At 60.1% G+C, this 22057-nt stretch carries 15 protein-coding genes; 11 read left to right on the top strand and 4 right to left on the bottom strand.

Annotated features, from left to right (window positions below; all coding sequences use genetic code 11):
* Positions 1 to 5 precede the first annotated feature (5 nt).
* Positions 6 to 2147 (bottom strand): TonB-dependent siderophore receptor, encoded by a 2142-nt coding sequence (locus tag AC236I_RS18225; RefSeq protein WP_487608575.1) that lies wholly within the window; start codon positions 2145 to 2147, stop codon positions 6 to 8.
* A 154-nt stretch (positions 2148 to 2301) separates the two neighbouring features.
* Here AC236I_RS18225 and AC236I_RS18220 point away from each other — a divergent pair, with 154 nt between their 5' ends.
* On the top strand, positions 2302 to 3924 hold the full coding sequence (locus AC236I_RS18220) for an alpha/beta hydrolase-fold protein (RefSeq protein WP_143722738.1): 1623 nt from the start codon (positions 2302 to 2304) through the stop codon (positions 3922 to 3924).
* Here AC236I_RS18220 and AC236I_RS18215 read toward each other — a convergent pair.
* Positions 3853 to 4101, bottom strand: coding sequence for a DUF1158 domain-containing protein (locus AC236I_RS18215; RefSeq protein WP_004859198.1), 249 nt, complete (start codon positions 4099 to 4101; stop codon positions 3853 to 3855). The genes AC236I_RS18220 and AC236I_RS18215 overlap by 72 nt on opposite strands.
* A gap of 500 nt (positions 4102 to 4601) precedes the next feature.
* Here AC236I_RS18215 and AC236I_RS18210 point away from each other — a divergent pair, with 500 nt between their 5' ends.
* Genes AC236I_RS18210 through AC236I_RS18200 form a run of 3 tightly spaced genes read left to right on the top strand, consistent with a single transcriptional unit; the run spans position 4602 to position 11572 of the window.
* Complete coding sequence (locus tag AC236I_RS18210; RefSeq protein ID WP_099842906.1) at positions 4602 to 7325, top strand: cation-transporting P-type ATPase; 2724 nt, start codon at positions 4602 to 4604, stop codon at positions 7323 to 7325.
* A 60-nt stretch (positions 7326 to 7385) separates the two neighbouring features.
* Positions 7386 to 8465 carry an efflux RND transporter periplasmic adaptor subunit gene (locus AC236I_RS18205; protein ID WP_487608574.1) on the top strand — a complete coding sequence of 360 codons (1080 nt, stop codon included), beginning with the start codon at positions 7386 to 7388 and terminating at the stop codon, positions 8463 to 8465.
* A gap of 14 nt (positions 8466 to 8479) precedes the next feature.
* On the top strand, positions 8480 to 11572 hold the full coding sequence (locus AC236I_RS18200; protein ID WP_487608573.1) for an efflux RND transporter permease subunit: 3093 nt from the start codon (positions 8480 to 8482) through the stop codon (positions 11570 to 11572).
* Between the two features lie 152 nt (positions 11573 to 11724).
* Here AC236I_RS18200 and AC236I_RS18195 read toward each other — a convergent pair whose 3' ends face one another.
* Both AC236I_RS18195 and AC236I_RS18190 read right to left on the bottom strand, forming a co-directional pair.
* Complete coding sequence (locus AC236I_RS18195; RefSeq protein WP_369974017.1) at positions 11725 to 12453, bottom strand: phosphodiester glycosidase family protein; 729 nt, start codon at positions 12451 to 12453, stop codon at positions 11725 to 11727.
* Between the two features lie 83 nt (positions 12454 to 12536).
* Positions 12537 to 13652, bottom strand: coding sequence for a YbdK family carboxylate-amine ligase (locus AC236I_RS18190; protein WP_104896861.1), 1116 nt, complete (start codon positions 13650 to 13652; stop codon positions 12537 to 12539).
* 333 nt (positions 13653 to 13985) lie between these two features.
* On the opposite strand from AC236I_RS18190, the gene AC236I_RS18185 reads away from it, so the two are divergent.
* Genes AC236I_RS18185 through AC236I_RS18155 form a run of 7 tightly spaced genes read left to right on the top strand, consistent with a single transcriptional unit; the run spans position 13986 to position 22036 of the window.
* On the top strand, positions 13986 to 15650 hold the full coding sequence (locus AC236I_RS18185; RefSeq protein WP_004859220.1) for an ABC transporter substrate-binding protein: 1665 nt from the start codon (positions 13986 to 13988) through the stop codon (positions 15648 to 15650).
* Positions 15651 to 15667: 17 nt separating this feature from the next.
* On the top strand, positions 15668 to 16621 hold the full coding sequence (locus tag AC236I_RS18180; RefSeq protein ID WP_004859222.1) for an ABC transporter permease: 954 nt from the start codon (positions 15668 to 15670) through the stop codon (positions 16619 to 16621).
* Between the two features lie 2 nt (positions 16622 to 16623).
* Positions 16624 to 17517 carry an ABC transporter permease gene (locus AC236I_RS18175; protein ID WP_004859224.1) on the top strand — a complete coding sequence of 298 codons (894 nt, stop codon included), beginning with the start codon at positions 16624 to 16626 and terminating at the stop codon, positions 17515 to 17517.
* 2 nt (positions 17518 to 17519) lie between these two features.
* A complete protein-coding gene (locus AC236I_RS18170; RefSeq protein WP_004859228.1) occupies positions 17520 to 18563 on the top strand; it encodes an ABC transporter ATP-binding protein in 1044 nt (347 codons plus the stop codon).
* Entirely contained in the window at positions 18553 to 19563 is a 1011-nt protein-coding gene (locus AC236I_RS18165; RefSeq protein WP_373386071.1) for an ABC transporter ATP-binding protein, read from the top strand. The genes AC236I_RS18170 and AC236I_RS18165 overlap by 11 nt, the downstream gene beginning before the upstream one ends.
* A 30-nt stretch (positions 19564 to 19593) precedes the next feature.
* Positions 19594 to 20778, top strand: a complete 1185-nt coding sequence (locus AC236I_RS18160; protein WP_015584944.1) for an amidase — start codon at positions 19594 to 19596, stop codon at positions 20776 to 20778.
* The gene (locus AC236I_RS18155) at positions 20768 to 22036 is read left to right on the top strand and encodes a Zn-dependent hydrolase (protein ID WP_487608572.1); all 1269 of its coding nucleotides are present in this window, start codon (positions 20768 to 20770) and stop codon (positions 22034 to 22036) included. Before AC236I_RS18160 ends, AC236I_RS18155 begins: the two co-directional genes overlap by 11 nt.
* Positions 22037 to 22057 lie beyond the last annotated feature (21 nt).

Genomic DNA, 22057 nt, shown 5'->3' with positions numbered 1-22057 from the left:
GGCTTCTACCAGGCGTAGTTTACCGTCATCGTCACCGTACGACCCACGCCATAGAAACAGGCGCTATCGCCGGCGCACGAGGCAACATATTTAGTGTCGGCGATATTGTTGATGTTGAACTGCGCTTTCGCCCCTTTCAGGCTCGAGCTCAATTCGCCTAACTCATAGCTGACCATCGCGTCATACAGATCCACCGCCGGTACCTTGAAGGTGTTTTTCGCATCGCCGTAGCTGGTGCCGATATAACGCACGCCAACCCCAGCGGTCAGGCTTTTTAGCGCGCCATTGGGCAGGGTGTAGCTGGTGAACGCCGAGGCCATATGGGTCGGAATGCGCGCCGGGGTTTTCCCTTCGGTGCCGGCGACGGTGGTATTCATGGTTTCCGCGTCGGTCCAGGTGTATGAAGCAATCAGGTTGAGGTTGTCAAAGAAGGTGGCGTGCGCTTCGGCTTCCACCCCCTTCGAGCGGACCTTACCGCTGTTCTCATACCATCCCGCCGCGCTGTTCCAGGTCGCAACGTTGCTTTGGGTCAGGTCGTACATCGCCAGAGTCATCAACGCCGTCGGCGTAGGCTGATATTTCACACCCACTTCCACCTGTTTCCCTTCGCTGGGGTCGAACGGAGCGACGCCCGGCGCACGATTGGTTTGCAGGTTGGGTTCGAAGGAGGTGCTGTAGCTGATATAGGGCGACAGGCCAAAGTCAAATGCATACAGCAGACCGGTACGCCAGGTAAACTTGCTGTCGTTTTTCTGGGTGCGACTGCTGTCGGTAAAGTCGGTGGTACGCACTTCCGCCCAGTCATAGCGGCCGGAAAGCAGCAGCTCCCAGTTTTCCAGGCTCAGCTGATCCTGCAGGTAGAGGCCAACCTGATCGAGATTCTGCTGTTCATCGCTGGCGGTACGGAAGGTGCCTTCATCGACCTTCACACCATAGACCGGGGCACGCCAGTCGAGATCGTACTGTGAACCGCCGGCGCGACCGAGGTACTGCTTATCCTTGCTGGTTTTGTAGTCCAGGCCGCCGAGAACGGTGTGCGCCAGCTGACCGGTCGTGAACTGCGCCTCAAGCTGGTTATCGATACCGAACTCATCGGTTTGCCGCTCCTCATGCTGGGCGCGACGTGAGAGCACGGAGCTGTTGGCTGCGCTGTTGGAATAGACCAGATAGCGATATTTCTGCTTTATCGTCCCATAGCGCGCGTTCTGCCGTAGGGTCAGCATGTCGTTGAGCTGATGCTCAAATTCATAACCGATGAGAGTCTGCTCGCGCCAGGATTGATTGTAGCCGGGGTCGCTGACGTTAAAGTCGCGCGGAATATAGCTGCCATCGACGCTGTTGACGGTGCCGTAGCGCGGCAGGAAGTTGCGATAACCGGCGTCGGGATCTTTTTGATAGCTGGTCAGCAACGTGAAGCGCGTCGCATCGTTGGGATACCACGTCAGCGCCGGCGCAATGGCGATGCGCGTCTCTTTATAATCCTCGACCTGGCTGTTCTGGCTGCGGGCGATACCGTTGAGGCGATAGAGCAGGTGGCCGTCGTCGCTTAACGGCCCGCCGACATCAAAGGCGCCTTCCGCCAGATTGTCGTTGCCGGTACGGAACTGGATTTGATGCACCGGCTGGCTGGTGGGACGCTTGCTGGTCATGCTGATAAGCCCGCCGGGGTTGACCTGACCAAACAGCACCGAGGCCGGGCCGCGTACCAGCTCGACGCGCTCCAGCAGCCACGGATCCATTGTGCCGGTTTGCGACGACGCGGTGGCGCCATAGCTCAGGCCGTCGAGATACTTCGGTACATAGCTGAAGCCGCGGACGAAGACTTCGTCATTGCGGTTGGACGATCCGCGATACTCGGTGAACACCCCGGCGCTATAGCGCAGAGCCTGTGACACCGACGTCACGTCCAGCGCCGCCATCTGATCGCGGGTGATGACCGAGACCGACTGCGGGGTTTTCACCAGCCCGGCGGCGGTTTTCGTCGCGGAAAGCGTTTTCGTCGCCACGATCCCTTTGACCGGGGCGGTGGGATCTTCATTACTGCTCGCGGTGACCACGAGGGTCTCCTCCGCCAGCGCCTGCCCGGCGAGTGTCGCCACGGCAAGACCCGTGACCCAGAGTTTAGTTATCTTATTATATTTAAACATTTTATTTGCTATGTCCTTGGTTGAAATTGCCATAATCATCCCTTTCCCCCATCAGAAAAATCTAATGGCCTGAACGAGCGGAGTTGATGTTATTGCAAATCATTACCATTTGCATTAGCGTTAGTAACAAATTTTTACAGGGATAAATCGGGCGATGAAAATGGCATGGGGTGGTCTGCTGATCGGCATGAGTGCGCTACCGGCGGTGGCAATGAACTGCGAATCTTCTTCGCGGCAGGGAGAGCTGCAGGGAAAATTCGATGCCAGCGGCGAAGTCTGTTTTGATCTGCCGACGTTAGGGGAAAACTACGTTTCGGCGACGATTTCCGGGGTAACGGATGCCCGCCTGCTGGATGAAAATAACCGTCGGCTGCGTACGCTGCTGGCGGGAGGGCCGCCGGATGGCGAGCAAACGCTGCTGTTCTCCCTGCCGGTGAACCGCGCTTCAGCGCTGGTGCTCCACGGCGAAGAAGGCACCCGCTGGCATTTCCGCTGGCGGATGAAGGAGACCACCGCGCTGGCGAAAACCCAGGCACTGGATCCCGTCAGTCCCCGTTTGCAGCAGCTGATGCAGGAGCTGGCGGCGGGTGGCTCTACGACGCGTTTCTGGCAGGAGCGCGAACAGGAAGGGACGCCGATGGTGGAACCGGTGGATGCAGGACACAAGCGCGTCACCTTCCTGTGGCGCGGGGCGAGAAAAAACGTCTTCCTGCTGGGATCCCCGGCGGGCGATCACGATCCGCTGTTTCGGCTTGGCCATTCCGATGTCTGGTTTCGCAGCTACGTGGTACCGGCAGATACCCTGATGCAATATAAGCTGGCGCCGGATGTCCCGCAGGTCGACGGCGTCGGGCACGAGCAGCGGCGGGCGATTCTGGTCAGCGCTCAGGCCGATCCGCTGAATCCGAACAGCGTCAACCGCGCCAGCGATCGCTGGAACCGCTATTCGCTGCTGGCGCTCAATCCGGCGCGCTACTGCACGCCGCAGCGTAGGGCGCAGCCGTTGCGCTATGGCACTTTGACCCGCCATCAGCTGCGCAGCGATTTTTTGCATAATACCCGGGAAGTGATGATCTACCGTCCGCGCCTGCCGCAGCCCGCGCGCTGGACGCTGATGTTGTTTGATGGCAAAACCTATCAGGATGAATACCGCTTCGCCAACGTGCTGGACAGCCTGATCGCCAGCCATGTGCTGCCGCCGATCAATGTGGTGTTTATTGATAGCCTCGATCACCCGCGCCGGGCGAAAGAGCTGCCGCCCAACCCCTTCTTCGCCAATTTTATGGCCCATGAGCTGCTGCCCTGGCTGCGACAACAGGGGCTGGATGCCATTCGCCAAAAAACCGTTGTCGCCGGCTCCAGCTACGGCGGCCTGGCCGCATCGTGGGTCGCGCTGCGCTATCCGCGGCTGTTTGCCAATGTCCTCAGTCTGTCGGGCTCTTACTGGTGGGCGCCCAAAGGCGAGGAAGCCGGCTGGCTGACGCGCCAGTATCAGCAGTCGCCGCGCTATCCGATACGTTTCTGGCTCCAGGCAGGCCGGTTTGAGACCTCGGGAGCCGATGGCGGGATCTACAGCAATACCCTTACTTTTGAACAGGCGCTACGCGATAAAGGCTATCGCGTCAGCTTCCATCCTTCATCAAGCGGCCATGATTATGCCGCCTGGTGCGAGGCGCTGGTGGCGGGAATGCGTGACTTTACCGGGTTAGCGCTCAAGGGAAAACCAGCGGCGCCAGACCCAACGCAACACCACATATTCTCCCGTGCCCAGCGCTAAGAACCACAGGCAAAAGAGCAGGGTATAAAACTGGTTGAGATCCATCAGATGGAAGGTATCGACCAGTTTTTGCGCCAGCGTTAACCCAAGGGATGGCGCTGGCAGCAGTAAACAAGAGATCAGGGCCAACAATAAAATGCCTGCGGCGGCGATCAGCGTTTCGAGCGGATGTTTCATTACTTGTTAATCATCAGTTAAAAAACATATTATCAGGTATAATGACATTTAACGCAATATCCTTTCCTGAGTGATTATTTTACGCCATTATACGTAGCGCTAATATCAGGACTTTTATTCCTTCTGTTAATATTGTTGGCGTTATTTGTAATTAAATTAATAGCATCTTAATGTCAATTAACGTCATTATTAAAGAGTGTACTTTACAAAAGTATAGGTACTATATCCCACCAGCGTGGCAATACTGATAGCCAGCAGGATGTACAGCACCAGGCGGCGTCCGCGGTAGATTCCTGACATAATGAACCTCGTTTAATATATGTTTATTAATATTCTGTAATAGTTGTTTGAGGAATTAACTTATCACAGATTTTAAATTTTGCGAGGGCTGTTAATTGTCCTGGATCAATTTTCATCTCGCTATATAAAATCATATTCATTCATTGGCCAGAAATGATTTCAGGCTTTCCGAATAACGGAATTTATAAGGAAAATTTAATTTGACCAGAATCCATCCCCCCCATAATTCGCCTCCTGCGGGAGATACTGCGGCACAGCCAGCCTACCGGCAGACCGTTGAACAGGTACTGGCGCAGAACCACAGTCGCGCCGAGGGATTGCATTCCGCCGAGGCCGCAGAACGCCTGGCCTCCTTTGGCCCTAACGCGCTGCCGGAAAAGAAAAGCAAGCCGGCCTGGCTGCGTTTCCTGGCCCACTTTAACGACGTGTTGATTTTCGTCCTGCTGGCGGCGGCGGCGCTGACGGCGGTGATGGGACACTGGGTGGATACCCTGGTGATCCTGGGCGTCACGGTCATCAACGCCCTGATCGGTCACGTGCAGGAGAGCAACGCCGAGAAATCCCTGCAGGGGATCCGCAACATGCTCTCCAGCAATGCCCGGGTGCAGCGCAACGGTAAACACGAAACCTTGCCCACCCGCGATCTGGTGCCGGGTGATATCGTTATTCTGCGGGCGGGCGACCGCGTTCCGGCGGATATGCGCCTGATCGAAACTCACAACCTGCGTGTGGAAGAGGCGATCCTGACCGGCGAATCAACGGTGGTGGATAAAATCACCGATGCGCTGCAAGGCGAACTGCCGCTGGGCGACCGGACCAACATGGTGTTTTCCGGTACCACCATCAGCGCCGGCGGTGGCGTCGGCGTCGTGACGGCGACCGGGCAGGATACGGAGCTTGGGCATATCAACCAGATGATGGCCGGTATCGAGAAGCATCGCACGCCGCTGCTGGTGCAGATGGATAAGCTGGGTAAAGCGATTTTCGTCATTATCCTCGCCATGATGGCGGCGCTGTTTGTCTTCAGCCTGGCCCTGCGTGATATCCCCATGGGGGAACTGCTGCTCTCCCTGATTAGCCTGGCCGTAGCGGCGGTCCCGGAAGGACTTCCGGCGATTATCTCGATCATCCTCTCCCTCGGCGTGCAGGCGATGGCGCGCAAACACGCCATTATTCGCAAGCTCCCGACGGTAGAAACGCTGGGGGCGATGACCGTCGTCTGTTCGGATAAAACCGGTACGCTGACCATGAACGAAATGACGGTCAAAGCGATTATCACCGCCGACTGCTGCTACCGGGTTGAGGGTGACAGCTATGAGCCGCAGGGCAATATCTATCTGGAAGGCAGCGATGAGCCGGTACAAATTCATGCCGGAAGCGTACTGGAAACGTATCTGCGTACCATTGACCTGTGCAACGACAGCCAGCTGGTACAGGACGCGCGCGGCCTGTGGGGCATCACCGGCGGCCCGACCGAAGGGGCGTTAAAAGTGCTGGCGGCGAAGGCAAAGCTGCCGCCGGTTGAGACGCAGCTGATTGCCAAAATTCCGTTTGATTCACAGTATAAGTACATGGCGACGCAGCAGAGAATCGACACCGCTGAGCGTGTGTTGATCACCGGCGCGCCGGATGTGATTTTCGCGATGTGCCGCGAGCAGATGACAAAGCAGGGGACGGTTCCGTTCGAGCGCCAGTACTGGGAGGATGAGATCTCTCGCTTCGCCAGCCAGGGGCTGCGCATGGTTGCCGCCGCCTGTAAACCGGCGCGGGCCGGCAGCACGACGCTGACCCACGACGATCTGCGTGAGGGGCTGGTGTTCCTCGGCATCGCCGGAATGATGGATCCGCCACGTTCGGAGGCCATAGAGGCGATTCACGCCTGCCAGACCGCAGGGATCCGCGTGAAAATGATCACCGGCGATCACCCGCAGACGGCAATGAGCATCGGCCAGATGCTGGGGATCACCAACAGCCATCAGGCGATGACCGGCTATCAGCTGGAGCACATGGACGATGGCGAACTGGCGAAAGCCGCCGTGGAGTACGACATTTTTGCTCGTACCAGTCCGGAGCATAAGCTGCGCCTGGTCAAAGCGCTGCAGGATACCGGTGAAGTCGTCGGCATGACCGGTGACGGGGTGAACGATGCGCCGGCGCTCCGCCAGGCCGACGTCGGCATTGCGATGGGGATCAAAGGCACTGAAGTCACCAAAGAGGCGGCCGACATGGTGCTGACGGACGACAACTTCGCCACCATTGCCAGCTCGGTGAAAGAGGGGCGTCGCGTCTACGACAACCTGAAGAAAACGATTCTGTTTATTATGCCCACCAACCTGGCGCAGGGGCTGCTGATTATCATTGCCCTGTTAGCGGGGAACATTATTCCGCTGACGCCGGTGTTGATTCTGTGGATGAACATGGCGACCTCCGCCACGCTCTCTTTCGGTCTCGCTTTCGAAGCCGCGGAGCGCAACGTCATGAACCGCCCACCGCGGAAAACCGGCCAGCACGTCATGGATGGTTATGCCATCTGGCGCGTCGCCTTCGTCGGAACCATGATTGCCGTCGCCGCCTTTATTCTTGAGGCCTGGCTGGCGCCGCGCGGCCATAGCGCCGAGTTTATCCGCACCGTGCTGTTACAGATGCTGGTGACCGCGCAGTGGGTGTACATGATTAACTGCCGTCGCAGCGAGGGCTTCTCATTAAATACTGGCCTGCTGCGCAACAAAGGCATCTGGCTGGTCAGCGGCGTGCTGCTGCTCCTGCAGCTGGCGATTATCTACCTGCCGTTTATGCAGACGATGTTTGGCACCGAGTCGCTGCCGCTGCGTTACTGGTTTATCACCCTGGCGATTGCCATCGTGATGTTCCTGGTGGTGGAAGTCGAGAAGCGTCTGACCCGCCCGTTACGTAAAACCGCCTGATCCGCCCGGCGCCCCTCTCCGCTCAGGGGAGGGACGCCGCATCGCCAGCAAGGAATCCCGATGAGAAATATTTTGCGCCTGGTCTGCCTGACCCTTGGCCTGGCCGGTTACGCCCTGACGGCCACCGCCGCGCCCGCCATCCCGGTTCGCGCGACCGTCGTTCAACTGCTGCCGCATGTGGCTGAACGTCCGCTTCCCGGCCGCATTGAAGCGATTCATGACGTGGAGATCCGCGCACGCACGGAGGGGACCATTGTGCAGCGCCACTTCCAGGACGGGCAGTACGTCAGGGAAGGCGATCGGCTGTTCACACTCGATGATGCCCAACCTCGGGCTGCGCTGGCGCTGGCCGGGGCCGAGCTGAAAAGCGCGCAGGCTTCGCTGCGTCAGGCCCAGCAGCTGCTGACCCGCTATCAACAGCTGAAAAACAATCACTCCATCAGCCGCAACGATGTCGATAACGCCCGGATGCAGCGCGATGTCGCCGCCGCCACCGTGGAACAGGCGAAGGCGCGCGTCACCACGCAGCAAATTACGCTGGATTATACGCGCATCGACTCGCCGGTCAGCGGGCGTATTGGCCACAGTCGTTTTCATGTCGGCAGCCTGGTGGGGCCGACCAGCGGCATGCTGGTGGATATCGTCCAGCTCGACCCGATTCGCATCTCTTTCGCCTTAGATGAAGCCGCCTTTTACAGTAAAGCCGGGCAGCATGCCGATATCGGCGCGCTGAAGCAGGCGTGGCTGGCGCAGATTGAACCCGACGGCAGGCGGGAAGATGGGGTGTTGACCTCGGTCGATAACCGGATTGATACCCGCACCGCCAGCGTCGTGCTGCGCGCCGAATTCGCCAATCCGCAGCATCGCCTGCTGCCGGGCGGCAACGTGCCGGTCATTCTTCGCCCGCGACAGGCGCAGGAGAGTCTGATGATCCCGGTTGCCGCCGTCCAGCAGGATGCGCAGGGGTTTTATAGCTGGGTGGTGACGGACCATAACACCGTTGCGCTGCGCCGTTTGACATCGGGCGGCCAGCAGGGGCAGCAGTTTGTCGTGGCGGACGGTCTGCAAGCGGGCGAGCGCGTGGTGACGGACGGCGCGCAGCGTCTGCGTGACGGCGCCGCCGTTCAGCTGCTGAAATAAGGAAAGGAGAAGGGATGCTGACGTTTTTTATTCGTCGCCCGCGTTTTGCGATGGTGATTGCGCTGCTGCTGGCCTTTATCGGCGCGGTAGCACTGAAGCTGATTCCGGTGGAACAATATCCGCAGATTACGCCACCGGTGGTCAACGTCAGCGCCAGCTGGCCGGGCGCCAGCGCGGCGGACGTCGCCGAGGCAATCGCCGCGCCGCTGGAGACCCAGCTCAACGGCGTTGACCATATGTTGTATATGGAGTCCACCAGTTCCGATGACGGCACCTACAGCCTGAGCCTGACCTTTGCGGCCGGAACCGATGCCGATCTGGCGGCGATTGACGTGCAAAACCGGGTGTCGCAGGCGGTGGCGCAACTCCCTGTCGATGCGCAGCAGAACGGCGTGCAGGTGCGCAAGCGGGCGAGCAACCTGCTGATGGGCGTCAGCCTGTACTCGCCGCTGGAGACGCTCTCTCCGCTGTTCGTCAGCAACTACGCCAGCACCCAGGTGCGTGAGGCGCTGGCCCGTCTACCGGGCGTCGGCGAAGTACAGATGTTCGGCGCCCGTGATTACAGCATGCGCGTCTGGCTGCGCCCCGATCGCATGAACGCGCTGAATGTGACGACCGACGATATTGCCCAGGCGCTGCGGGAGCAGAATGTGCAGGGGGCGGCGGGGCAGGTAGGCACGCCGCCGGTGTTCAACGGTCAGCAGCAGACGCTGACCATCAACGGCATCGGCCGCCTGAGCGATGCGGAAAGCTTCAGCCAGATAGCGATCCGCAGCGGGGAACACGGTCAGCTGGTTCGCCTCGCCGAAGTGGCCACCATTGAACTGGGGGCGCGCAGCTACAGTTCCGGCGCGCAGCTGAACGGCAAAGACTCCGCCTATCTCGGTATCTATCCGACGCCAACCGCCAACGCCCTGCAGGTCGCCGACGCGGTGCGCGCCGAACTGACCCGCTTGCACAGCCGCTTTCCGGCGGATCTGACCTGGGAGGTGAAGTTCGATACGACGCGCTTTGTCGCGGCGACGATTAAAGAGATTGGCGTCTCGCTGGTGCTGACCCTGTTGGCGGTGGTGCTGGTGGTATCGCTGTTTCTGCAAAGCTGGCGGGCCACGCTGATTGTCACCCTGGCGATCCCGGTGTCGCTGATCGGCAGCTTTGCCGTGCTTTATCTGCTGGGCTATAGCGCCAATACGCTGAGCCTATTCGCCATTATTCTCGCCCTGACCATGGTGGTCGATGATGCCATCGTGGTGGTGGAGAGCGTAGAAACCCATCTCGCCGAAGGCGTGGGGCGTGCGGAGGCGACCGCGCTGGCGCTACGGCAAATCGCCGGGCCGGTGATCGCCACAACGCTGGTACTGCTGGCGGTGTTTGTTCCGGTGGCGCTCCTGCCGGGGATTGTCGGTGAGCTGTATCGCCAGTTTGCCGTCACTCTGTCGACGGCGGTGACGGTGTCGAGCATCGTCGCGCTCACCCTGACGCCGGCGCTGTGCGCGCTGTTGCTGCGTCCGCGTCCCGCGCAGCCTGCTGCCATCTGGCGGGCTTTTAACCGCGCTCTGGCGACGGTGCGTGACGGCTACGGGGCGCTGGTCGGGTGGATGAACCGTCGTCTGTGGCTGGCGCTGGTGGCGACGATCGCCGCCACCGCTCTGGTGGCCTTCAGCCTTAGCCAGATGCCGAAAGGTTTTCTGCCGCAGGAGGATCAGGGCTATTTCTTCGCCAGCGTACAGCTGCCGGAAGCCGCGTCGCTGGAGCGTACCGAAGCGGTGATGGCTCAGGCGCGCGAGCTGCTGCTGGCCAATCCGGCGGTTGAGGATGTGATTCAGGTGTCCGGGTTTAATATTCTCAACGGAACCAGCGCCTCCAACGGCGGCTTTATCTCGGTGATGCTGAAGGAGTGGCATCAGCGGCCGCCGCTGAATGAGGTGATGGGCAAATTGCAGGGACAGCTGATGGGCCTGCCGGAGGCGACCATTATGGCCTTTGCGCCGCCCACGTTGCCGGGCCTGGGCAATGCGTCCGGGTTCAATTTACGCATTCTGGCACAGGCCGGGCAATCGACGGCAGAGCTGGAGCAGGTAACGCAGCAGGTGCTAAGGATGGCGAACCAGCATCCGCAGCTGAGCCAGGTGTTTACCACCTGGAGTAGCAACGTGCCGCAGCTGACGCTCAACGTCGACCGCGACCAGGCGGCGCGGCTGGATGTGCCGGTATCGCGAATCTTCAATAGTCTGCAAACGGCGTTTGGCGGGACGCGCGCCGGGGATTTCAGCATCAACAATCGTGTCTATCCGGTGGTGGTGCAAAACGAGATGCAGTGGCGCGAGCGGGCGGAGCAAATCGGCGAGCTGTACGTACGAAATCATCACGGCGAGCGGATTCGGCTGAGCAATCTGGTGACCGTCACCCCCACCGTCGGCGCGCCGTTCATTCAGCAGTACAACCAGTTCCCGTCGGTGTCGGTGAGCGGCTCTGCGGCACAGGGCGTCAGCAGCCGCACGGCGATGGCGGTGATGGAGCAAATTCTGTTGTCGAATTTGCCGCAGGGGTATGATTACGCGTGGAGCGGCATCTCCTGGCAGGAGCAGCAGACCGGCAACCAGGCCATCTGGATCGTCCTGGCGGCGGTGGCGATGGCGTGGTTGTTCCTCGTCGCCCAGTATGAAAGCTGGACGCTGCCGGCCAGCGTGATGCTGTCGGTGCTGTTTGCCCTCGGCGGAGCGCTGCTGTGGCTGTGGATAGCCGGCTATGCCAACGATGTGTATGTGCAGATAGGGCTGGTGTTGTTAATCGCGCTGGCGGCGAAAAACGCGATATTAATCGTCGAGTTTGCCCGGGCCAGACGGGAAGAGGGGATGTCGGTGGTGGATGCTGCCCGCGAGGGGGCCACCCGGCGTTTTCGGGCGGTGCTGATGACCGCCGTCTCCTTTATCATCGGTATTATGCCGATGATGCTCGCCACCGGCGCCGGGGCGCAGAGTCGGCGGATTATCGGCACTACGGTGTTCAGCGGCATGCTGGTGGCGACGGCGATCGGGATTGTGTTTATTCCCTCGCTGTTCGTGCTGTTCCAGCGCCTGCGCGAATGGGGGCATCGGCGGATGTAAGCGCGCTTCTGTCGGCCAGCCTTGTCCTCCGGCCTCCGGTTCGCCGATTTCAGCGGACAGCTGGGCATCGCCGCATGTTTTGTGGTTTCTGAATGAGATGAGCTGCTGTTGCCGCCGCCACGGCTGGCGTGGTGCTACGGACAGCCAATCGGCTACGGGGACGGCTTGCTCTCCACCGTAATCAGGGTGACGAACGGGTGATACTGCCACGGTACGCTGCCGCCTTTCCGGTACATCTTTGAAATGGTGCCGTCGAGATAGAGCATCTGCCGCACGTTGAGCGTTGACTGCGCGTAGCAGGCGAAATCGTAGAAGTTGGTTTCGCGATCGCTGAGCATAAAAATCACCTGGCCCTGCCGGGTGATACCGACGCCATTGCGCAGCTTGCGTGAGCCGGCAGACGGCTTCAGACGCCAGTTTATTGTGCCGTTTTCAATCAGCATCGGGCCGGACTGCACGGCATAATCGATACCCGGCGTCGGCTTAAATTTGTCGATACTGACGATTTTCGCCCGTTCGCCTTGCAGATAAAACACGCCGCCGGGGCGGATAAAAAAGTTGCCGCCGCCGGAAGCGCGATTCAGCGGAACTTTCTGCACGCCCTTTTCGATATACAGCCCCAGCGGCGCGTAGCTTTTCGCGTAGATACCGCCGTTCATCGCCATCTGCACGCGTCCGCTCTGATTGATATCCGCCAGCAGCGCACGCAGCGATCCGAAGGCCTCGCCATCCGCTTTTTTCCAGTACATCGCGATGCGCTCACGCTGCGGATTGACGGTATAGCTTTGTAGCGTCAGCGACGGGTCGGTGAGGGTGCATTTCCCGCTGGCCAGCGCGGAGAGGGGAAGCAACAGCGCTGGCAGCAGCGGCAGAAGGCGCAAAGTCATGAGAACGTTCCAGGTATGCCGCAGGAAGATGCGGGGCGGCGAAAGCAATATTGGCCGCAGTATACCTTTTTGCCGGACTATGCCGCCCAGATTTCGCAGTGCTTTTGCACCAGACCGATCAGCGAGCCGCCGGCGGCGACAAACTCGCGCATCTGCCGGGCTTCGCTCGCCTCCTGCTGCAGCTGGCGCCCGATCGCTGCAAGAGCGCTGGCGGCATTGAGGCGCTCGGCGTAGGGCATGAGACGAGGGATCAGCTGTAAAATCTCCTCGCGAAGCTGGCGCTGTTCGCCGCTGTGAACATCGGTAGTGATGCCCTCCAGACCGTAGCGACAGGCCTGGTAGCGGTTAAACGGATACAGCAGGTAGTCATCGGGATGATGTTTAAACGGCCTCTCCGTCAGCAGCCAACAGGCGAGGGTCTGGATGAATCCGGCGACATTGATCGCCTGCGCGAGAGTGAGCGGGGTATCCATCACCCGTACTTCGACGGTGCCAAAAAGGGGGCTGGGGCGAATATCCCAGTGCAGATCCTTCATACTGTCGATCATGCTGGTATAGCTGAGGCGCCGGAATAAGCGGGTAAACTCCTGCCAGCTGTTGACCCACGGCATCGGCCCGTTGTCAGGATAGGCGGCGAACAGATTCAGACGCGAACAGGCAAAACCGCTGTCGGCGCCGTCGAGCCACGGCGAGGCCGCATTCAGCGCAATACAATGCGGAACGAAGCGCGACAGGCCATGTAAAAGATAAAGCGCATCATCGCCGTTCTGGCAGCCAACATGGACGTGCTGGCCGAATATCGTGGCCTGCTGCGCCAGATAGCCGAAGTGCTCCACGGTTTTCAGATAGCGCGGATTATCGCTGATTTGCTGGCGCTGCCAGGTCTGGAAAGGGTGGGTGCCGCCGCCGCAGATTTGCAGATGGTGGCGGGCGGCAGCGCGTAAAACCGCCTGCTGGATGGTGCCCAGCTGCGTCGCGGCCTGGTGGATATCGCGACAAATCCCGGTGGCGATTTCCAGCATGCTTTCGGTGATGTCATGTTTAGCCTCCCCGACGCTCAGGCCGCTTTTCACGTCGTCGATGAGCCGCGAGGAGTCCTGGCTCAGGTCGTATCCTGGCGGATTGACCACCTGAAGCTCCAGTTCAATCCCGAGGGTGAAGGGGGCGGAGCGGTGAAAGTCGGGTAGCGGCATGGTGACTCCCTGATTAGCGCGATAAACGAAGTATAGATGGGTTCGCCGCGGGCAGATCGCTGCGCGGAAATGATGAATTTATTTTATAAAAGTGATGTTAAGTGATTATTCCGGCTTTGCCCGTGCGGCAATAAACGGGCTGGTGCAATTGTGCAACTTATTTCACTCAGATGGTGCGTAAAGATAAGGGTTGTTTATTTTTTCAATTAAAATCATTCGGATATAATAGGTTGCTCTTATTTTATAAGCGCTTTCACACTTATTTTTCGCCCTGATAAACTGGTATGCATCTTGCCTGTTAAATAACGACTTTTATTTAACAGGGACAATGTGATGCTAAATAACACCGTACTTTTGCGCAAACGTCATCTCGCCGTTGCTGTGAGCGGCGCGCTGGCGCTCTTTGCCTCCCTGCCGTCCAGTGCCTCCACGCTGCGGATCGCCATGACCGCCGCCGATATCCCCCTGACGCTTGGGCAGCCCGATCAAGGATATGAAGGCAACCGCTTCACCGGTATCCCGCTATACGATGCGCTGGTCGAGTGGGATCTTTCACAGGGCGAAAAGCCCAGCGGCCTGGTTCCGGGCCTGGCGACGGAGTGGCACGTTGACCCGCAGAATCAACGTCGCTGGATTTTTACCCTGCGTCCCGGGGTGAAGTTTCATGATGGCAGCGAGGTGAATGCCGACGCCATCGTCTGGAACGTCGATAAGGTGTTGAACAAAACCGCGCCGCAATATGCGCCGGGGCAGATTGGCAATACGCTGTCCCGTATGCCGACGCTCAGCGGGGCGGAAAAAATCGATCGATATACGGTTGCGCTGACCACCTCCGAGCCAGATGCGCTGCTGCCGTACAACATCACCAACCTGTTTATTGTCTCGCCGACGGCCTGGCAGAAGCAGTATGACGCGGTAGCGGCCAGCATCGGCGATGCGGCGGCCCGCAGCAAGCAGGCGTGGACGGCGTTTGCCGCTCAGGCGGTGGGCAGCGGCCCCTTTAAAATGGAAAAACTGGTTCCGCGCCAGCAGCTGATTCTCGATAAAAACCCGGATTACTGGAATAAAGAGCGTATTCCACGGGTCGATAAAGTGGTGCTGATCCCGCTGCCGGAGGCCAATGCCCGTACCGCCGCGCTGCTGTCAAAACAGGTGGACTGGATTGAAGCCCCGGCGCCGGATTCGGTCGATCAGATTAAAGCTCAGGGTTTTAAAATCTACGCCAACACTCAGCCGCACCTGTGGCCGTGGCAGTTCTCCTTTGCAGAAGGCTCGCCGTGGAAAGATATTCGCGTGCGCAAAGCCGCCAACCTGTGCCTTAACCGCGCCGAACTCAAAAGCTATCTCGGCGGCTACATGACCGAAGCGACCGGCGTCTATGAAGCCGACAGTCCGTGGCACGGCCAACCCACTTTCCAGATCAAATACGACCCGGACAGCGCCCGCAAGCTGATGACCGAGGCCGGATTTAGCGCCGCGAAACCGCTGCACGTCACGGTGGCGACTTCCGCTTCCGGCTCCGGGCAGATGCAGCCGCTGCCGATGAATGAATACATCCAGCAGAGCCTGAAAAGCTGCTTCTTCAATGTCGATATTAAAGTGACGGAATGGAACACCCTGTTTACCAACTGGCGGCTGGGGGCGAAAGATCCGTCGGCGAAGGGGATCGATGCGATCAATGTCAGCGCGGCGGTGAACGATCCCTACTTCGGCCTGATCCGTTTCTCGACCGCCAAAGCCTTCCCACCGGTCGCCACCAACTGGGGCTATTTCGCAACGCCGGAGACGGAAAGACTGGCGACGGCGGTAAAACACGCCTTTACCCCGGCGGAGATGGACAAAGCGGCCGGTGAACTGCATGCGGCGCTGGTCGACCAGGTGCCGTTCCTGTTTGTCGCCCATGACGTTGGGCCGCGCGCGATTTCACCTGCGGTGACCGGGGTGGTCCAGCCACAAAGCTGGTTTATCGATCTCAGCCTGGTGAGTAAGAAAGAGTAACCGCACAGGGGGAACAGATGATCAATACGCTGCTATACCGCATTCTGCTGGCCATCCCGACGATGCTCGGCGTGGCGCTGATCTGTTTTATGCTGGTGCAGATTGCCCCGGGTGACCCGCTGGTTTCGGTGATGCCGCCGGATGCCTCCGAGGCGCTGCGCCAGACATTAATGCAGGCCTATGGCTTTGATAAACCGCTGCCGCTGCAGTTCGTGCACTGGCTATGGCGGGCGCTGCATGGCGACTTAGGCATGTCGGTGGCGACGGGCCGACCGGTACTTGGCGAAGTGCTGACGGCGGTCAGCTATTCGCTGCGTCTGGCGCTGCTGGCAACCATTATCGGCTTTGTGCTGGGTAGCCTGTTTGGTTTTGTCGCCGGCTACTTTCGTAACAGCATCGTTGACCGCCTGGCGTCACTGCTGTCGGTTTTCGGCGTCAGCGTGCCGCATTACTGGCTGGGAATGCTGCTGGTCATCGTCTTTAGCGTCAAGTTTTCCCTGCTGCCGGCCACCGGCGGCGGACCGATTGGCGAGATTGGCTGGCAGTGGGACCGGGAGCATCTGCAGTTCATGCTGCTGCCGGCGATTACGCTGTCGGTGATCCCGACCGGGATTATCGCCCGCACCGTGCGTTCGCAGGTGGCGGATATTCTTAGCCAGGAGTTTATCGTCGGCCTGCGCGCCCGCGGGCTGAACGAATCGCGCATCTTCCTCCACGTAGTGAAAAACGCCGCGCCGACCGCGCTGGCGGTGATGGGGCTGCAGGTGGGGTATTTGATGGGCGGCTCGATTCTCGTTGAAACGGTCTTCTCCTGGCCGGGGACCGGCCTGCTGCTGAATACGGCGATTTTCCAGCGCGACCTGCCGTTGCTGCAGGGAACTATCTGGGTGCTGGCGCTGTTCTTTGTGCTGCTCAATCTGCTGGTGGATATCCTGCAAACCACCCTCGATCCGCGAATTAAGAGGAGCTGACTATGGTGGATACCGCGACGACAAAAATGGCGCCGGCTTCTCCGGTTGTGGCTGTCCGGCAGGGCTACTGGCGCGGCGTGTTTCGCCGCCTGCTGCGCGATCCCGGCGGCCTGATCGTCGGCACCCTCATTTTGCTGCTGCTGGCGCTGGCGCTGTTTGGCCCGTGGCTGATAGTGAAAGACCCTTATCAGACTTCGATGTTTTTACGCCTTAAACCTATCGGCAGCGACGGTTTTGTTCTGGGTTCTGATGAACTGGGCCGCGATATGCTGTCGCGCCTGATTCTCGGCGCCCGGCTGTCGCTGTTTATGGGCATTGTTCCGGTGGTGTTCGCCTTTTTCATCGGCGGCGCCATCGGCATTATCGCCGGCTATGCGGGCGGTAAAACCAATACCCTGATTATGCGTACCGTCGACGTGTTTTACGCTTTCCCTTCGGTGCTGCTGGCGATTGCGCTCTCCGGCGCGCTGGGGGCGGGCATTGGCAATGCGCTGCTGTCGTTGACGCTGGTGTTCGTGCCGCAGGTGGCGCGGATTGCGGAAAGCGTTACCGCCCAGGTCCGCCATATGGACTATATCGAGGCCGCCCGCGCTACCGGGGCCAGCGCCTTTACCATTATTCGCGTCCAGGTCCTCGGCAACGTGCTGGGCCCGATTTTTGTCTTCTCCACCGGCCTGATTTCGGTGTGCATGATCCTCGCCTCCGGCCTCTCTTTTCTTGGCCTGGGCGTGCGGCCGCCGGAGCCGGAATGGGGATTGATGCTCAATACCCTGCGCACGGCCATCTACACCCAGCCGTGGGTGGCGGCCCTGCCGGGACTGATGATTTTTATCACCTCCATTTCGTTCAACATCCTCGCCGACCGCCTGCGCACGGCGATGGCGATTAAGGAGTAACGATGCAACCTTTTATCAATATCGACCTTGGCGGCCCGGCTCAGCCGCTGCTGAAGGTCAATCAGCTGTTGAAGTATTTTCGTGCCGGTGGCGCAAAAAGCCGTGAAGTGGTGCAGGCGGTGGATAACGTCAGCTTTACGGTGATGAAAGGTGAAACGCTGGGCGTGGTAGGGGAGTCCGGCTGCGGCAAATCGACGACGGCACGCCTGCTGATGCAGCTGCTTAATCAGGACAGCGGCGAGCTGATCTTTGATGGCCTGACGGTGGGGTCCTCGCGCCTGCCGATGAAAGAGTATCGTCGTCAGGTACAGATGGTGTTTCAGGATAGCTATGCTTCGCTCAATCCGCGTATGACGATGGAGGAGAGTATCGCCTTCGGCCAGCGCGTACACGGTGTGAGCGCCAAAGAAGCCAGCGAATATGCCCGCTATCTGCTGGCCCACGTAGGCCTCGAACCCGAACGTTTTGCCCACCGCTATCCGCATGCGCTCTCCGGCGGCCAGCGTCAGCGTGTCAACATCGCTCGCGCCCTGGCAATGAAGCCGCGGCTGGTTATCCTCGATGAGGCGGTGTCGGCGCTGGATAAATCGGTAGAGGCGCAGGTTCTGCAGCTGTTGCAGGAGCTAAAACGTACCCTTGAGCTGACCTATGTGTTTATCAGCCACGATCTGCACGTGGTGCGCTGGCTATCGGATCGCATTCTGGTGATGTATCTCGGCGAGGTAGTGGAAATTGGGCCGGCGGAACAGCTGTTTACCCGCTCCGCTCATCCTTATACCCGCGCATTGCTCAGCTCGATGCCGTCGATGGACCCGCAAAACCGCACCCTGACCTCGCCGCTGAACGGCGATCCGCCGAGCCCGATATCACCGCCTTCGGGCTGTCGGTTTCATACCCGCTGCCCGCACGCCAGAGCGGTGTGCGCCGAGGTGAAACCGAAGCTCGAAAGCGTCGGTGAGGGGCATCAAAGTGCCTGCCTGATGGCCCAGCCGTCGTCGCCCTGGCATCAGAACATCGCCATTCAGGAGGTGAGTCATGTCGCATGAGGCTTTTGTCCATATTCGCGATCTGCGGGTGGAATTTCGCCGCGATGGCCAGACGGTGAATGCGGTTAACGGTGTCTCTTTTGATGTCCATAAAGGCGAAGTGATGGCGCTGATCGGTGAGTCGGGGTCCGGTAAAAGCGTCACGTTGAGGGCGCTGATGCGCCTGCATCCGCCTACAAGCAGCGTGCTCTCGGGGACGCTGCGCGTCGGCGATGAGGAGGTGCTGAAGATGAGCGCTTCCCGGCTGCGGGCCTATCGCGGCGCCCGCTGCGCGATGATTTTTCAGGAGCCGCTGCTGGCGTTTGATCCGGTGTATACCGTCGGTCAGCAGATCGTTGAAGGGCTGCGTCGCCATGAAGGGCTGTCGCGTCAGGCGGCGAGGGAGCGGGCTCTGGAGGCGCTGCGTCAGGTGCGGATCCCCAGTCCGGAACGACGGCTGGATGCCTACCCGCACGAAATGTCCGGCGGTATGCGCCAGCGGGCGATGATTGCTCTGGCGCTGTCGTGCAATCCGCAGCTGCTGCTGGCGGATGAGCCGACCACCGCGCTGGACGCCACGGTGCAGATCCAGATTCTGATCCTGTTGCGCGAGCAGCAAAAGCAGCGCGAGCTGGCGATTATCTTTGTGACTCATGATATTGGCGCCGCGGTGGAGATAGCCGACCGGGTGGCGGTGATGTACGCCGGACGGATCGTTGAAGAGGCGTCGATGACGGATATTTTGTCCCGTCCTCGCCATCCCTATACCCAGGTGCTGCTGGGTAGCCGTCCCAAAGACGGGTTGAAAAAAGGCGACGTGCTGCATTGCATTCCCGGTTCGCCGCCGGATCTTTCCCGCCTGCCGCCGGGCTGCGCGTTCGCCGACCGTTGCCCGCATGCGAGACCCGTTTGTAGGCAAACTCAACCCGTGACCGAACAGGTGGGACAGCGTCATGTGGTGAGTTGCCATCGCTGGCGAGAACTGACGTCGGGCGTCGAAAAACCGGCGCTGTATGCCTGAACGGTCGACCGAGTAAAAGAGGTGATACGCATGCAGGATGATAATCACGCATTTATGCCTTACCCGCCGCAGCCGGTACCCCACGCGCTGAGCGGGCCGCTCAGCGGGATGACCTTTGCCGTCAAAGATCTGTTTGATGTTGCGGGCTATCCCACCGGCGGCGGTAACCCACATTTACTGGCGCTCTCCGGCATTAAACGCCGCACGGCGCCGGTGGTGCAGCGCCTGCTGGATAACGGCGCACGTTTTATCGGTAAAACCCACACCAGCGAGCTGGCCTACTCGATGAGCGGCCACAATGTGCATTACGGGACGCCACGCAACGGCGCTGCGCCGAACCATATACCCGGCGGTTCGTCATCCGGGTCGGCGTCGGCGGTGTCGAACGGCGTGTGCGATTTTGCGCTGGGCACCGATACCGGCGGGTCGGTGCGTACCCCGGCAAGCTACTGCGGCTTGTTTGGCCTGCGCCCCACGCACGGGCGCATTTCGCTCGACGGCTGCCAGCCGCTGTGCGCCACGATGGACACCTGCGGTTTCTTCGCCCAAACGCCGGAGGTCTTTCGGGCGGTCGCTGACTGCCTGCTGGACGCGAAGCCTCCGGCGATTGCCGGCGTGGCGCTGGCGTGCCATGACGCTCTTTTTTCCCGCCTGCCGCTGCGTAGCCAGCAGGCATTGTTGCCCGTCCGGCAGCGGCTTGAGCGCGTTTTTGGCACCTTCACGCCGCTGAATGCGTCGCTGCCGGACATCGATGAGATCTACCTCGCCTTTCGGCAGATTCAGGGATTCGAGGCCTGGCAGGCGCAGGGGGAGACGATAGAACGCTATGGCCTGCAGCTGGGGCCGGATGTACGCGAACGCTTCTTATGGGGAAAAGCGGTGACCCCGGCGCAGTATGAGGCCGCCTGCCAGCGGCGGGAGCACTTTACCCGTTGGTGGGATGCGCTGTTGGGCGACGCGATACTGGTTCTGCCCACCGTGCCCGACGGTGCGCCGCTGCTGACGGCGCAGGCTGAGGAGATTGAGACCACCCGGCGTCTTTCCCACGATTTATTGTTGATTTCGGTGATGACCCGGCGTCCGCAGGTGACGCTGCCGGTGGCTCAGGCCGGCGGTCTGCCGCTGGGCATCTCTTTTTTAGGGCCGCGCGGCAGCGATCGTCTGCTGGTGGAGCTGGCCGTTGCATTTGCGCAAGGAGACAAAGATGAGCAGTGAGGTTCTTTTTACCCCGGTTGCCGGGGCGACGGGTTGGCGTATTAACGGGGAGCGGTTATGGGATTCATTGATGGCGCTGGCGGAAATCGGCGCGACGCCGAAGGGCGGCTGCTGTCGCCTGACGCTCACCGATCTCGACCGACAGGGACGGGATGTAGTCATCGGCTGGGCGCAAGAGGCGGGGATGAGCGTCACGGTTGATAAAATCGGTAACGTGTTTATGCGCCGGGAAGGGCGCAACCCGCTGCTGCCGCCGATTGTCTCCGGAAGCCATATTGATACTCAGCCTACCGGCGGGAAATTTGACGGTAACTACGGGGTGCTGGCGGCGCTGGAGGTGGTGCGTACGCTGAACGACCTCGATATTGAAACCGAAGCGCCGATTGAAGTGGTGTTCTGGACCAATGAAGAAGGCTCGCGTTTTGTGCCGGTCATGATGGGGTCTGGGGTCTTTGCCGGAGTATTCCCGCTGGAAACAATCTATGCCGCGCAGGATGCGCAGGGAAAAACGGTGGGCGAGGAGCTGGCGCGTATCGGCTATGTCGGCAGCCAGACTCCCGGCGATCATCCGATCGGCGCCTACTTTGAAGCCCATATCGAGCAGGGACCGATCCTGGAAGATGAAGAGAAAATCATCGGCGTGGTGCAGGGGGTGCTGGGGATCCGCTGGTACGATTGCGTGGTGACGGGGCAGGCATCTCATGCCGGGCCAACGCCGATGCGCCTACGTCAGGATGCCTTGCAGGTAGCGACCCGGATTATGCAGGAGGTGGTGGCGATTGCCGGGCGCAGCGAAGAGGGGCGGGGTACCGTCGGGATGGTGCAGGTCTATCCCAACAGCCGCAACGTGGTGCCGGGCGAGGTCACCTTCTCCATCGATATGCGCAATATCAGCGACGCGGCGGTCGATGAGATGGACCGCCAGCTGCGGGCTTTTATCACCCGCGTGCAGCAGGAGAGCGGCCTGGCGGTGACGATACAGGAAGTCAGCCATTACCCGGCGGCGCCGTTCCATCCGGATTGCCAGCAGGCCATTGCCGATGCGGCGGCGCGACTTGGCTATCCGGCGCGGGAGATCGTCTCCGGTGCCGGGCATGATGCGGTATATATGAGCTATCTGGCGCCGACGGGGATGATCTTTATTCCCTGCAAAGACGGGATTAGCCATAACGAAATCGAGTACGCCTCTCCCGGGCACGTTACCGCCGGCGCAAACGTGCTGCTGCAGGTCATGCTGCAGTACGCGCAGGTGGCGTAACCCGCTGCCCGGGATCTCCCC

It is taken from the genome of Klebsiella sp. Sb-30 (assembly GCF_057652795.1).
The sequence above is the reverse complement of the archived record's forward strand: the minus strand, read 5'-3'. Positions and strand labels throughout refer to the sequence as shown.